The organism is Streptomyces mirabilis, from assembly GCF_039503195.1.
Lineage (GTDB): Bacteria > Actinomycetota > Actinomycetes > Streptomycetales > Streptomycetaceae > Streptomyces > Streptomyces mirabilis_D.
In genome coordinates this window covers 7,138,034-7,152,057 of sequence record NZ_JBCJKP010000001.1, presented here as the reverse complement: position 1 = coordinate 7,152,057, position 14,024 = coordinate 7,138,034, and the positions used below count along the sequence as shown (strand labels likewise).

Annotated in this window: 8 protein-coding genes and 1 pseudogene; 5 read left to right on the top strand and 4 right to left on the bottom strand. The window is 72.9% G+C overall.

Features of this window, described 5'->3' with window-relative positions; all coding sequences use genetic code 11:
* Positions 1–32: 32 nt before the first annotated feature.
* Complete coding sequence (locus AAFF41_RS32910; RefSeq protein ID WP_054234566.1) at positions 33–959, bottom strand: proline dehydrogenase family protein; 927 nt, start codon at positions 957–959, stop codon at positions 33–35.
* A gap of 181 nt (positions 960–1,140) precedes the next feature.
* Between AAFF41_RS32910 and AAFF41_RS32905 the strand changes: the two genes are divergently transcribed.
* Both AAFF41_RS32905 and AAFF41_RS32900 read left to right on the top strand, forming a co-directional pair.
* A complete protein-coding gene (locus AAFF41_RS32905; protein ID WP_343325083.1) occupies positions 1,141–2,430 on the top strand; it encodes a PucR family transcriptional regulator in 1,290 nt (429 codons plus the stop codon).
* 97 nt (positions 2,431–2,527) lie between these two features.
* Positions 2,528–3,772, top strand: coding sequence for a winged helix-turn-helix domain-containing protein (locus tag AAFF41_RS32900; RefSeq protein ID WP_319747093.1), 1,245 nt, complete (start codon positions 2,528–2,530; stop codon positions 3,770–3,772).
* A 34-nt stretch (positions 3,773–3,806) separates the two neighbouring features.
* Here AAFF41_RS32900 and pdxR read toward each other — a convergent pair whose 3' ends face one another.
* On the bottom strand, positions 3,807–5,258 hold the full coding sequence (pdxR, locus tag AAFF41_RS32895; RefSeq protein WP_319747091.1) for a MocR-like pyridoxine biosynthesis transcription factor PdxR: 1,452 nt from the start codon (positions 5,256–5,258) through the stop codon (positions 3,807–3,809).
* A 47-nt stretch (positions 5,259–5,305) separates the two neighbouring features.
* On the opposite strand from pdxR, the gene AAFF41_RS32890 reads away from it, so the two are divergent.
* Positions 5,306–6,502 (top strand): MFS transporter, encoded by a 1,197-nt coding sequence (locus tag AAFF41_RS32890; RefSeq protein ID WP_319747089.1) that lies wholly within the window; start codon positions 5,306–5,308, stop codon positions 6,500–6,502.
* Positions 6,503–6,506: 4 nt separating this feature from the next.
* Here the strand turns inward: AAFF41_RS32890 and AAFF41_RS51715 are convergent.
* Positions 6,507–7,093: pseudogene (locus AAFF41_RS51715) on the bottom strand (TetR/AcrR family transcriptional regulator).
* 97 nt (positions 7,094–7,190) lie between these two features.
* Here AAFF41_RS51715 and AAFF41_RS32875 point away from each other — a divergent pair.
* Both AAFF41_RS32875 and AAFF41_RS32870 read left to right on the top strand, forming a co-directional pair.
* The gene (locus AAFF41_RS32875; protein ID WP_319747085.1) at positions 7,191–8,756 is read left to right on the top strand and encodes an MFS transporter; all 1,566 of its coding nucleotides are present in this window, start codon (positions 7,191–7,193) and stop codon (positions 8,754–8,756) included.
* Between the two features lie 587 nt (positions 8,757–9,343).
* Positions 9,344–12,352, top strand: a complete 3,009-nt coding sequence (locus AAFF41_RS32870) for a helix-turn-helix transcriptional regulator (protein WP_425526180.1) — start codon at positions 9,344–9,346, stop codon at positions 12,350–12,352.
* Positions 12,353–12,380: 28 nt separating this feature from the next.
* Here AAFF41_RS32870 and serA read toward each other — a convergent pair whose 3' ends face one another.
* Positions 12,381–13,970 carry a phosphoglycerate dehydrogenase gene (serA, locus tag AAFF41_RS32865; RefSeq protein WP_319747083.1) on the bottom strand — a complete coding sequence of 530 codons (1,590 nt, stop codon included), beginning with the start codon at positions 13,968–13,970 and terminating at the stop codon, positions 12,381–12,383.
* Positions 13,971–14,024 lie beyond the last annotated feature (54 nt).

The window sequence follows — 14,024 nt, the reverse complement described above, 5'->3', positions numbered from 1 at the left end:
TATGAGCGGGTGGTTCGGGCTCGGCCCGTGGATCAGCCCTTGGTCAGAATCGAGCGTGCGAAGAAGAGGAGGTTGGCCGGCTTCTCGGCCAGGCGGCGCATGAAGTAGCCGTACCAGTCGGTGCCGTACGCGGTGTACACCCGCATGCGGTGGCCCTCGGCGGCGAGCCGCAGGTGCTCCTCGCTCCGGATGCCGTACAGCATCTGGAACTCGTACTCGTCCAGCTTGCGCCCGGCCTTGCGCGCCAGCTCCTGGGCGATGGAGATGAGGCGCGGGTCGTGGGACCCGATCATCGGGTACCCCTCGCCCTCCATCAGGACGCGCAGGACGCGGACGTACGCCTTGTCGGTCTCGGCCTTGTCCTGGTACGCGACCTCGGCGGGCTCCTTGTAGGCCCCCTTCACCAGGCGGACGCGGCTGCCGCTCGCGGCGAGGCGGCGGGCGTCGGCCTCGGTGCGGTACAGGTAGGCCTGGATGACGCAGCCGGTCCGGGGGAAGTCCTTCCGCAGCTCCTCGTGGATGGCGAACATCGAGTCGAGGGTGGTGTGGTCCTCGGCGTCCAGGGTGACGGTGGTGCCGATGGCGGCGGCGGCCTCGACGACGGGGCGCACATTGGCGAGGGCCAGCTCGTGGCCGCCCTCCAGCGCCTGTCCGAACATCGACAGCTTGATCGACATCTCGGCCTTGGTGCCGAGGTCCAGCTCCTTCAGGTGCTCGATGAGCTCCAGGTACGCGTCCCGGGCGGCGAAGGCCTGCTCGCGGGTGGTGATGTCCTCGCCGACGACGTCGAGGGTGACTTCCAGACCCTTGGCGACGGCGTCCTGGACGACCGGAACGACCTGGTCGACGCTCTCACCGGCGATGAAGCGGGCGACCACCTGCTTGGTGCCGGGGGCCGCCGACACGAAGCGGCGCATCCGGTCGCTGCGCGACGCGGCGAGAATCACGGGACCCAGCACGGGGCACCTCCACAACAAGGCGAGCAGAAGGCCGTATCCCGACCATTCGGGTACGGCACGGAGAACCACCGTGAAACCTAAGGATCCCTCCGATCCTGAGCCATCGACAGCTGTCACGCATCCGTGCCCTGGATCTCAGACAGATGTATGAAGGGCTGCGGAATTGCGGGAGAATGCCCGGGTGAGCGACGAACACAGGGAGCACAGAGAGCACCGGGAGCACCGTGTCGATCACGGCGGCTATCAGGAGCTGGTCGACGAGATCTCGGCGCTCCTCGGCGTGCCCGCGACGCTGGAGAACCGGGACTTCGAGCTGATCGCCTTCGGCGCCTACGACAGCGAGGGCGAGCTCGACCCGTCGGCCCTGGACCCCGTACGGACCCGCTCGATCCTCACCCGTCGCTCCACGGCGACGGTCCGTACCTGGTTCGAGGGCTTCGGCATCACACGCGCGACGGCCCCCGTGCACATCCCGCCCACCCCGGAAGCGGGCGTGTACCGGGGCCGGATCTGTCTGCCGGTACGCCATCGGGGTGTCGTCCTCGGCTATGTCTGGCTGCTGGAGGACGACCCCGGCCCGTCCGAGGCACAGCTCTCCGCGGCGATGGAGGTCGCCGCCCGCATCGGCGACCTGCTCGCGGACGAGGCACAGGCGGGCGCGGACCTCACCCGCGAGCTGCGGGCGGTCCTCACCGCCGAGCGCGGCTGGCAGCGGGACATGGCGGTGGCCGAGCTGCGCACCGCCCTAGGCCCGCGCGGCGACGGCCTGCACGCGGTGGTGTGCGTCGCCCCCTGGCCCTCCGCCGACCCCGACGACGCCCCTTCGGTCCGTACGGTGCCGGGCGCGACCGCGCTGTGCACGGTGCCGTGGGGAGCCACCGGCCAGAGCCTGGCCCTGCTCGTACGGCTGCGCTCGGCGGACGTACTGACTCCGGCACTCACGGCGGCGACACGCTTCGTACGGGAGGCGGACGGGGAGCGCGGGGGCGGGCAGGGAACGGCGGCGCCCCGGCCTTCGTCGACTCCCGGGACTTCCGGAACGACGAAGGGCGCCGGGACGACCGTGGCCGCCGGTGTCGCCGGGGCCCGGGTGGGCCTCGCCGAGCTGGGGGCGGCCTGGCAGGAGGCGTCCGCCGCCGCCCGCGCGGTCCTCGCGGAACCCCGCCTCGGTCCGGTCGCCGAGTGGGCCTCCATCGGCCCGTTCCGCCTCCTCACGGCCCTCCCCCCGGAGGCGGCCCACGACCCGGCCGTCCGCACCCTCCTCTCCCCCGCTCACCGCGAACTCGCCCGCACCGCCGAGGTGTTCCTCGACTGCGCGGGCCAGGCGGGGCGTACGGCTGCGGAGTTGGGCATCCACCGGCAGACCCTCTACTACCGCCTGTCCCGCGTCGAGCAGCTGACCGGCCTCGACCTGGACGACGGCGAGGACCGCCTGCTGCTGCACATGGCGTTGAAGGGGGCGCGGCTGTGATGCCCGCGCGCGGCGATCAGCCGTAGGGTGTGCCGTCGAAACGCTCGCCTCGGACTCGGGCGACGGTGCGCTGCGCAGGGAGTAGGGGGACCCGGGAATGCCCACGTCTCAGCAGAAGTTGACCATCAGTCAGGTGGAGGCGCGTCGGCTGGCGCTGTCGCGGCAGTGGCTCGGCGGGGTGCGTCCGCCGGGCGACGGGGAGGGGCTGCGGGCCGTTCTGCGGTCGTTGCGCTATCTGCAGTTGGACCCCATCAGCGTCGTGGCGCCGAGTCATGAGCTCGTGGTGTGGAGCCGCCTCGGGGCGGGAGCCGGTTCGCATCTCGGCGCGTTGTGGTGGGAGGAGCGGTGGCTGTTCGAGTACTGGGCGCACGCAGCGGCACTGGTGCTCACCGAGGACTACCCGATCCACCGGGTGTCGATGGACGGCTATCCCCCGAAGAACCTGTCGTTGACCAAGGTCTGGATGGAGGCCAACGAAGGGCTCCTGGCGCACATCCTCACCCGGCTCGCCGAAGGCACCCCGCTGCCCACCGACGCCTTCGAGGACCGCTCGGTCATGGAGTGGCCCTCCAGCGGCTGGACCGCCGGCCGCAACGTCGAGCGGATGCTGACGTTCCTGTGGCTTCAGGGCCGGATCATGGTCGCGGGGCGCGAGGCGGGCCGGCGGTTGTGGGGCCTCCCGGACGCCTGTCTGCCGCCCGGCGCCGACCGGGTCGCGGTGTCGGCGCGCGAGATGGTGACCACGGCCGTGGAGCACACGCTGCGCGCCCTCGGCGTCGCCCGCCCCCTGGACATCAAGCAGTACTTCCTGCGGGGCAAGTACGACGGCCTGGCCGAGGTGTTGCGTACTCTCACGAGGGAGGGTCGCGTCCTACCCGTACGGGTGGAGGGGGCGACCTCGACCACCGAGACGTGGTACGTGCACGTCGACGCCATGGCCGAGCTGGAGGCGATCCGCGCCGGTGACTGGCACGGGCGCACCGCGCTGCTCTCCCCCTTCGACAACCTCGTGGGCGACCGGCGCCTGACCGAACGCCTGTGGGGCTTCGCCTTCCGCAACGAGATGTACGTGCCCAAGGCCAAACGGGAGTACGGGTACTACCTGCTGCCGATCCTGCACGAGGACCGCCTGGTCGGCCGTGTCTCGCCCCGTCGCGACCGGAACCGGGGCACCCTGCTGGTCGAAGGCCTCTACCTGGAGCCCGACGTCAGACCGACGGTGGCCCTGCGCAAGGCCGTCACCGGGCAACTCGCCGACCTGGCCGCCCTCGTGGGAACCACCGACGTCGAGTACGGCGAGACGGTACCCGAACCCTGGCGCGCGGCCCTGCGCCGGTCCTAGGACCGGTCCTCGGTGCTAGGACCGGTCCTCGGTGCTAGGACCGGTCCTGGCCGGCCGCGAGCCGTCCGGGCCGACCAGCGCCGGCGAGCAGGTCGCCGATCGTCGCGATGCCCTCCGTGATCGCGCGTTCCCCCACGTCACCGAAGCCCAGGACGAGTTGGGGCGGCGCCGTCGCCCGGTTCGAGCGACAGGCGCTCATCCCGTACAGGCCGACGGACCGTGCGCGCGCCCCGTCGACGACGGCCCGTTCGGCGGCCGCGTCCGTGCCGGGCAGGTGCGCGACGGCGTGGAACCCAGCCGCGAGGCCCGTCAGCCGGACCTCCGGGGCGTGTGCGGCGAGGGCCGTGACCAGGGCCGTACGCCGGGCCGCGTAGGTCGTGCGCATGCGGCGCAGATGGCGGTCGTAGCGGCCGGACTCGACGAGTCGGGCGAGGGCGAGCTGGTCGAGGGTCGGGGAGCCGCGGTCGGTGCGCAGCTTGGTCGCCGTGATCGGGGCGGTGAGCGCGGGCGGGCAGAGCAGCCAGCCGATGCGCAGCGCCGGGGCGAGGGACTTGCTGACGGTGCCGATGGAGACGACCCGGTCGGCGGCCAGTCCCTGCAGGGCTCCGACGGGTTCACGGTCGTAGCGGAACTCCGCGTCGTAGTCGTCCTCGACGACGTACGCGTCCCGCCGCGTCGCCCACTCGATCAGCGCGAGCCGGCGTTCGGGCGCCAGGACGACGCCGGTGGGCCACTGGTGCGCGGGGGTGACGACGACGGCCCGTGCCCCGGTCGCCTGCAGCGCCCGTACGTCGATTCCCTGCTCGTCGACCGGGACGGGCACCGCCGTCAGACCCGCCGCGGCCGCGGCCGCCGTCACCGTGGCGGGGGCGCCCGGGTCCTCGTACGCCACGACACGCACCCCCGCCCCGGCCAGGCTCTCCAGGGCGAGGCCCAGGCCCTGCGCGTAGCCGGAGCAGACGACGATCCGCTCGGGGTCGGCCGCGGCGGCACGCACCCGGCGCAGATATCCGGCGACGACCTCGCGCAGCACGCAACTCCCGCGCGGATCCCCGTAGTCGAGGTCCGCGGTCGGCAGGGTGCGGCCCGCCTCGCGCAGCGCCCAGAGCCAGTCGGAGAGCGGGAAGCCGGTCAGGTCCGGCACGCCGTGCCGGAAGTCGGCGATGGGCCGCTCGGGCGCGCTCCGGTGCGGTGCTGGCGCGGGCGGCACGTGGGCGCACGCCGCGACCCGGGTGGCCGAGCCGACGCGCGTCACGAGGTAGCCCTCGGACTGGAGTTGGGCGTAGCAGTCCTGGACGAGGCCCCTGGACAGCCCCATCTCGCGGGCGAGTTCACGCGAGGAGGGCAGCCGCTCGCCGGCGCCGAGGCGGCCCGTGCGGATCGCGTCCCGCAGCTGCCTTTCGAGCTGGGCGCGCAGCTGCTCGCCGCTCTCCCGGTCGACGGACAGGAGCAGTTCGGGTGACAGACCGGCCCACTGCAACGGCATGGAATTGGAGCTTACCGGGGGTCCGGCGGCTGCCTACCGTCGTTCCCATGACAACGACCAGGCCCCGCGTCCCGGCGGCAGCTTCAAGGCCCCCTCTCCTCACCCGCCCCCTGCTGCTCCGTTTCGTGAGCATGGTCGGCGCCTCGGTGAGCTTCTTCCTGCTCCTGTCGGTCGTGCCCCGCTACGCCACGACGTCGGGGGCGGGCCTGGCCACCGGCGCCCTGATGCTCTCCACGGTCCTGGGCGAGCTGGCCGCTCCCCGCCTGGTCGCCCGCTACGGCTACCGGGTCGCGCTGATCGCCGGTCTCACCCTGCTCGGCGCTCCCGCGCTGGTCCTGACCGTCTCCGACGGCATGGCGTGGATCGTGACGGTCTGTCTCGTCCGCGGCCTCGGCTTCGCGCTCACGCTCGTCGCGGGCGGCGCGCTCACCGCGTCGCTCATTCCGGCCGAGCGGCGCGGGGAGGGCCTCGCGCTGGTGGGCGTGGTCTCCGGAGTGCCGTCGCTGATCGCGCTGCCGCTCGGCGTGTGGCTCGCCGCGCACGCCGGATACGGGCCGGTCGCCGTGGCCGCGGGCGTGGCGGCGCTGGCCGCGATCGTCGCCGTACCGGGCCTGCCGGACCGGGAGCCGACGTCCGGGAAGCCGGTGGGGGTGCTGGCCGGGCTGCGCACCGGTGGTCTGATGCGGCCCGGGGCCGTCTTCGCGACCACCGCCCTCGCCGCCGGGATCGTCGTCACGTTCCTGCCGCTGGCGGTCCCGGCCGCCTACGGCACGGTCGTCGCCGTGGCCCTCTTCGTGCAGCCGGCCGCGTCGACCGCGGCCCGGTGGGCGGCCGGCCGGTACGGAGACCGGCACGGGCCCGCGCGACTCCTCGTGCCCGGCCTGGTCCTCTCGGCCGGGGGCCTGTCGATCACGGCGGTGACCGGCAGTCCCGTCGCCGTCCTCGTCGGAGTCGCGGTCTTCGGCACCGGCTTCGGCATCGCCCAGAACGCCACGCTGACCCTGATGTACGCGCGCGTTCCGGCCACCGGATACGGCACCGTCACCGCGCTGTGGAACATCGCGTACGACGGTGGCATGGGCGTCGGCGCGGCGGGTTTCGGCGTGCTGGCCGGGGTGACGGGGTACCCGTCGGCGCTCGCCGTCACCGCCGCACTGATGCTGGTGGCGCTGATCCCGGCGTACCGCGACGCGCGATCCGATCGTGCGACCCGCACCTCACCGACCGGAGTCGTGGCCGGGTGACGCCTCAGTCCCGCGGCCCGGTCGCGCCCTCGATCACCCGTCGCAGCCCCTCCGTGAGGTCGTCCGCCGTGGAGGCGCTCGCCGGGTCGAAGAGCCACTGCACCATCAGACCGTTGAGCAGCGCCTGGTAGAAGCCGCCGAGGGACTGGACGGTGCGCTCGTCGAGCGTCTCCTCGTCCAGACCCGTGAGCATCGCGACGAGCCCGGACCGTCCTTCGATCTGCGCCTTCGCCATCAGTTTCCGCAGCTCCGGAACCCTCTCCCCCTGCGTCACGATCTCCATGCTGGCCGCCCAGACGGGCCGGAACTCCTCGAAGGACTCCAGCATCCGCGCCCACACGCTGTGGAACCGCTCCACGGAACCCCCGGGTGCGTCCTCGCGCTCCTGGTGGGGGCGAACTTCTCGCCCCACTCCTGCACCAGCTCCACGAAGGCCTGCGTCAGCAGCGCGTCCTTCGACCCGTAGTGGTAGCCGATGGACGCCAGGTTCGTCCCGGACTCCTTCACGATGTCGCGCGCCGTGGTGCGCACGAACCCCTTCTCCAGCAGGCAGCGCTTGGCGCCTTCGAGCAGATCCTCACGGTGTCCCATGCCGATCAGCGTACCCCCGATACAGACAAACGTCCCAGACGATTGTTTTAAACAACCGTACTAGACAAGCGTTTAATACGCCCGTACAGTCCCTGCCATGACGAACTCGAAGCACTCGACGAGCACCACCCCCGCACCCGGCGGAGGCCTCGCCGGCCGCCGCGAATGGACCGCCCTCGGCGTCCTGATGCTTCCGCTCCTGCTGGTCTCGATGGACGTCTCGGTCCTCTACTTCGCGATCCCCGCGATCAGCGCGGACCTGGAGCCGAGCGGCACCCAGCAGCTGTGGATCTTCGACATCTACGCGTTCGTGCTCGCCGGACTGCTGATGACGATGGGCTCCCTCGGCGACCGCATAGGCCGCCGCAAGCTCCTCCTCATCGGCGCCGCCGCCTTCGGCACGGCCTCGGTCATGGCCGCCTACGCCGACAGCGCCGAGATGCTGATCGCGGCCCGCGCGGTCCTCGGCATCGGTGGCGCCACCCTCATGCCGTCGACGATGGCGATCATCCGCACGATGTTCACCGACCCCGGGCAGCGCGCGAAGGCGATCGGTCTGTGGTCCGGCGTCATGACCGGCGGCATCGCGCTCGGTTCGGTGATGAGCGGCGTCCTCGTCGAGTACTTCTGGTGGGGCTCGGTCTTCCTCGTCAACCTGCCCGCGATGGTGCTGCTGCTGGTCCTCGGCCCGATCCTGCTCCCCGAGTCCAAGAACCCGGAACCGGGCCGTTTCGACCTGCTCAGCGTGCCGCTGTCGATGGCCGCCGTGCTGCCCGTCATCTACGGCGTGAAGGAAATCCCGTCCGAGGGCTGGAAGTTCGAGTACGGCGCCTCGATCGTCGTCGGTCTCGTCTTCGCCGCGCTCTTCGTCCAGCGCCAGCGCACCGCCAAGTCCCCACTGATCTCCCCCGAGTTGTTCCGGGGCCGGGGCTTCGCACCCGCCGTCGTGCTCAACCTGGTCTCCGCGTTCGGGATGATGGGGTCGGCGTACTTCACCACGCAGTATCTGCAGTCGGTCCTCGGCAAGAGCTCCATGGAGGCCGCGCTGTGGTCACTGCTGCCGACGGTCCTGGTCGGGGTCGCCGCGCCGGTCGCCGCGCAGCTGGTGCAGATGGGCGTCCACCGCGCCCACGTCGTCTCCGGCGGTTTCGTCCTCGGCGCGTGCGGCTACGGTCTGCTGGCCTTCACCGGGACCGACTCGATGTGGCTGGTCCTCGCCGGGGCCGGTGTCCTCGCCTCGGGGATCGTCACCGTGATGTCCCAGATGATGGATCTGGCGCTGGGCACCGTCCCCGTCGGCAACGCGGGCGCCGCGTCGTCGCTGCTGGAGACGGGTGCCGAGTTCGGCGGGGCGCTCGGTATGGCGGTCCTCGGGTCCATCGGTACGGCCGTCTACCGCCACGAGATTCCGTCCGGCGCCCCGGCGCCGGCCCAGGAGACCCTCGGCGGCGCGCTGGCGGTCGCCCACCGGTTGCCGGGCGGCGCGGGGGATGCCCTGGTGCGGGCCGCGCGGGAGGCGTTCACCAGTGGGATGCAGGCGGCGGCGATCGCGGGGGCGGTGTTGTTGCTGGGGGCAGCGGGGGTCGCGTCCGCGACGTTGCGGCGCGTGCGGGTGCGGGAGATCGGGGCCGAGGCCCCCCACCCCGAACAGGCTCCCGCCTGACGCCGCTTCACCAGGGCTACGCCCTTGGAACCCCGGCTGTGCGCTCCGACTACGGGGGGGGCGGGGTCCGGTCGCGCAGTTCCCCGCGCCCTTCGGGCGGGGCTACGCCCCGGATCCCCGCCCTCCCTGAGTGCTTCGCTTGCGGGCCGGTGAGGACCGATCGCGCCGCTCCCCGCGCCCTTCATGCGGGGCTGCGCCCCGAAACCCCGCCCTCCCTGAGTGCTTCGTCTGCGGGCGGCGGGGTCCGGTCGCGCCACTCCCCGCGCCCCTAAAAGCCCCGGCCCACGCCATCCAGCCGGTCCGGCGCTTGAGGACGAGGCCGAAGGGCGATGCCCCGCCCACCCCGCTCAACCCCACCCACCCCGAGCCGCACCACCCAGCCCGTCCGGCGTTCGGGACGAGGCCGTTCAGGCCGACGCGAGAGGTCTGGGGGCGGCAGTCCCCACTGGGGTCGAAGGGGCGGAGCTCCTGGGGATGACGGGGGTCCCCTGCTCGAGCGAAGCCGAGGGCTTGGGGGAGGGCAGGGGCGGCGGGGGCGAGGACAAAGGGGCGGGACCGTGTCGGTGGGGCGTGTCAGGATGGGCGGCGTGGCACAGACATCCGATACGCCGTTCATCGGCCGGGACGACGAACTCGCCCGGCTCACCGGCGTGCTGGACCGCGCCCGCTCAGGCACCCCCCGCGCCGTCGTCCTCTCCGGAGACGCCGGCGTCGGCAAGACCCGCGTCCTGACAGAGGCCGCCGCACATGCCACCCGCACCGGCATGACGGTGCTCACCGGCCACTGCGTGGACCTCGGCGACGTGGGCCTGCCCTATCTGCCGTTCACGGAGATCCTCGGCGTGCTCGGCGGAGACGAGCGCTTCGCCGCCGCCCTCGCGGCACACCCGGCGGTCGAGCGCCTGCTGGGCTCCGGCAGCGGGACCGACACGGACACCGGCAGCCGGCTGCGACTCTTCGAGGGCGTGGCCGGCCTGCTGGCGGACGCCGCCGACATCACCCCCCTCCTCCTCGTCCTCGAAGACCTCCACTGGGCCGACCAGTCATCGAGGGACCTCCTGCGCTTCCTCCTCAGCCGAGGCGTCCTGCAGAACCCGACCCCCGGCTCCCCCACCCACCACCTCGCCCTCTTCGCCTCGTACCGCTCGGACGACCTGCACCGCCGCCACCCCCTGCGCCCCCTGCTCGCCGAACTGGCCCGGCTCCCCTCCGTGGACCGGCTCGAACTGCGCCCCATGGCCGACGCCGAAGTGGCCCGCCTGGTCCGCGCCCTGCGGACCGACGCCCTCTCCGACACCACCGTCCGCCGCATCGTCGACCGCGCCGAGGGCAACGCCTTCTACGCGGAGGAGCTGCTCGCCGCGCTGCCTGGCGACCTCGACCCGGCGGCGCCCGCCATGCCGAGCGGCCTCGCCGACCTCCTCCTCATCCGGATCGAGCAACTCTCCGACACCGCCCAGCAGGTGCTGCGCACGGCCGCGGTCGCCGGGCGGCGCGTCGAGCACGACCTGCTGCGTGACGCCGTGCAACTGCCCGAGGAAGAGCTGGAGTCGGCGTTGCGGGAGGCCGTGGGACGGCAGCTGCTGGTCCCCGGCGACGACGCCACGTACTCCTTCCGGCACGCCCTCGCCCGTGAGGCCGTCTACGCCGATCTGCTGCCCGGCGAGCGGGTCCGGCTGCACGGCGCGTTCGCCAAACTCCTCGCCGGACGCGGTCACACGGCGGAGAGCGCGGCCGAGCGCGCCCATCACTCGCGGGAGAGCCACGATCTCGCGGACGCGCTGACCGCCTCGTTGGAAGCGGCCGACCACGCCCAGCGGGTCGGTGCGCCCGCCGAGGAGCTGCACCACGTGGAGGCCGCGCTCGAACTGTGGCCCGCCGTGGACCCCGGCGCCCGCCCCCGCAAGGGCGACCCGGTCACGCTCACCCTGCGCGCCTCCGCCGCCGCGGCGCACGCCGGGGAGACCCACCGGGCGGTCTCCCTCACCCGCGCCGCCCTCGCCAGGGCGGGGTCGGACGCGGACTCGGAGCTCGCCGCCCGCGTCCGCTACACCCTCGCGGGCAATCTGATGCGCGTCGACAGTCTGAAGGCCGCCTTCACCTACAGCAGCGAGGCACTGGCCATGATCCCGGCCGAGCCCCCGTCGCACACCTGGGTGTGGGCGGCGGCCACCCATGTCATGGCCGCGCGGTACATGGGCCACGACGAGGACGCCGAGCGCGTCGCCCGGCAGGCGCTGCGCACCGCCGAGGAGCTCCGACTCGCCGACGCCCAGGCCGACTTGATCATCTCCCTGGTCGGTCTCGAAGACCACAACCGGCGTACGGCCGAGGGCCGGGAGCGGCTTCGGGAGGCCCGTGACCTGGCCCGGCGCGCCGGCAATGTCTCCGTCGAGATGCGCGCGCTGTTCAACCTCGCCATCGGGGCCTACGAGTCCGGGGCCCTGGACGAGTGCCTGACCTGGCTCGCCGAGGGACTCGAGCGGGCGAACCGCTCCGGCCTCGTCTCCTCCCCGTACGCGCTGGAGCTGCGCTACCTCCAGTCCCTGATCCTCTACACCCTGGGCCGCTGGGACGAGTGCGCGCGGGCGGCCGCCGTCGACGCCGAACGGCTGCCACCGGCGGGCGGCTTCGCCGTCGGGCCCGCGTTGTACGTCGCCCTGGCACGCGGCGAGGAAGGGGCCGCCGAGCGGGCCCGCGCGCTGCTCGACGGACCGTTCGACTGGATGGCCACACTCGTCGCGGGCATCGTGCTGACCGACGCCGCCGCCCTGCGCGGCGACCCCGAGGGCGCCGTCGCCTCCGTACGTGCGACGCTCGCATCGCTCAGCGACGGCTCCGGCAGCGAGCGGCCCGACATCGGTGTGCGGCTCGCGGCGCTGGCTCTGTCGGCGGTCGCGGACGCCGCCGTCGAGCTGCGTCTGACCGGCGACGAGGCGGGCGCCCGGCGCTGGGCGGACCTCGCGACCGAGCTGGTGGAGGTGGCCCGGAGCACGGCCGCGAAGGGGGAGGACGGCTCACGGCAGGGACCGGAGGGGCTGGCCTGGCTCGCCCGCGCCGAGGCGGAGTGGGTGCGCGCGCACTCGGGTCCCGAGGTGGCCGCCTGGGAGCAGGCGGTCGCCGCGTTCGACTACGGCGATCCCTACGAACTGGCCCGCTGCGAAAGACGGTTGGCCGAGGCACTGCTCGTGGCGGACCGCCGGGAGGAGGCCGCCGAGCGGGCCCGCGCGGCGCGCGACACCGCCGTCCGGCTCGGCGCCGTACCGCTGCGCGAGGAGCTGGACACCCTCATCCGGCGCGGTCGGTTCGCCGACTCACCGTCCGCCGCGGACCGTGTCCCGGCGCTGACCGCCCGCGAGAGCGATGTCCTGAGGCTGCTGGCGCGCGGCCGCACCAACCGTCAGATCGGCGAGGAGCTGTTCATCACGGGGAAGACGGCGAGCGTGCACGTCTCCAACATCCTCGCCAAGCTGGGCGCCTCGGGCCGCACCGAGGCCGTGGCCATCGCCTACCGGGAGGGGCTGGTCGAGCCGCCCCCGGGACTCCCGCGCACGACCGGCCCCCGCGCACGGCCGGGGCCCGGTCACCTGAGGTGACCGGGCCCCGGCCCGCGTACTGCGAAGGTCAGACGAGGTTCACCGAGCGCGCCGACGTGGCGCCGATCTCCTCGGCCACCTCGCTCAGCACGTTCTGCGGGACCGTGTCGTCGACGGTGAGGACCGCGAGGGCCTCGCCGCCCGCGGCGGCCCGCGCGACCTGCATGCCGGCGATGTTGATGCCCGCCTCGCCGAGGATGCGGCCGACGGTGCCGACGACACCGGGACGGTCCTCGTAGCTCAGCACGACCATGTGGGCGGCGAGTGCGAGGTCCACGTCGTACTCACCGACGGCGACGATCTTCTGCAGGTGCTTGGGGCCGGCCAGCGTGCCGGAGACCGAGACCTCCTGGCCGTCGCCGAGCGTGCCGCGCACGGTGACCACGTTGCGGTGGTCGGGGGACTCCGAGCTCGTCGTCAGACGGACCTCGACGCCGCGCTCCTGCGCGAACAGCGGGGCGTTGACGTACGACACCGTCTCGTCGACGACGTCCTCGAACACGCCCTTGAGCGCGGAGAGTTCGAGCACCTTGACGTCGTGCTGGGTGATCTCGCCGTACACCTCGACGTCGAGGCGGACCGCGACCTCGCCCGCGAGGGCGGTGAAGATGCGGCCGAGCTTCTCGGCGAGCGGCAGACCGGGCTTGACGTCCTCGGCGATGACACCGCCCTGCACGTTCACCGCGTCCGGGACGAGCTCACCGGCGAGGGCGAGGCGCACCGAGCGGGCGACGGAGACACCGGCCTTCTCCTGCGCCTCGTCCGTGGAGGCGCCGAGGTGCGGGGTGCAGACGACCTGGTCGAGCTCGAAGAGCGGGGAGTCCGTGCAGGGCTCCTTCGCGTACACGTCGAGGCCGGCGCCGGCGACGCGGCCCTCCTTGAGCGCCGAGAACAGCGCCTCCTCGTCGACGATCCCGCCGCGCGCGGCGTTGACGATCCGCACCGACGGCTTGACCTTGTGCAGCGCCTCGTCGCCGATGAGACCGACCGTCTCGGGGGTCTTGGGCAGGTGCACGGTGATGAAGTCCGCGACCTCGAGCAGCTCGTCGAGGGAGAGGACCTTGACGCCCATCTGCGCGGCCCGGGCAGGCTGGACGTAGGGGTCGTAGGCGACGACCTTCATCCCGAACGCGGACATGCGCTGCGCGACCAGCGCGCCGATGCGGCCGAGGCCGACGACTCCGAGGGTCTTCTCGGCGAGCTCGACGCCGGTGTACTTCGAGCGCTTCCACTCACCGTTCTTCAGCGCGGAGTTGGCCTGCGGGATGTGGCGCGCGGTGGCGAGGAGGAGGCCGCAGGCCAGCTCGGCCGCGGTCACGATGTTCGAGGTGGGGGCGTTGACGACCATCACGCCGGCCTTGGTGGCGGCGGAGACGTCGACGTTGTCCAGGCCGACGCCGGCTCGTGCGACGACCTTGAGCTTCTTCGCGGCGGCGACGGCCTCCGCGTCGACCTTGGTGGCCGAACGGATCAGGATCGCGTCGACGTCGGCGATCGCGGGCAGCAGCTCGGCGCGGTCCGCGCCGTTGCAGTGCCGGATCTCGAAGTCCGGGCCCAGGGCGTCAACAGTCGCGGGCGACAGCTCTTCAGCGATGAGTACGACAGGTTTCGAGCTCACGTGAGTCCTCACAGATCCAATGCGGACGGCCGTCCCGACGGCCGCATGCGGTGG

What these genes read in the sequence shown, in the direction of transcription:
- AAFF41_RS32890 (WP_319747089.1), top strand. Translation starts at nt 5,306, where the DNA reads ATGACAACGACCAGGCCCCGCGTCCCGGCGGCAGCTTCAAGGCCCCCT.
- pdxR (WP_319747091.1), bottom strand. Translation starts at nt 5,258, where the DNA reads ATGCCGTTGCAGTGGGCCGGTCTGTCACCCGAACTGCTCCTGTCCGTC.
- AAFF41_RS32900 (WP_319747093.1), top strand. Translation starts at nt 2,528, where the DNA reads ATGCCCACGTCTCAGCAGAAGTTGACCATCAGTCAGGTGGAGGCGCGT.
- AAFF41_RS32875 (WP_319747085.1), top strand. Translation starts at nt 7,191, where the DNA reads ATGACGAACTCGAAGCACTCGACGAGCACCACCCCCGCACCCGGCGGA.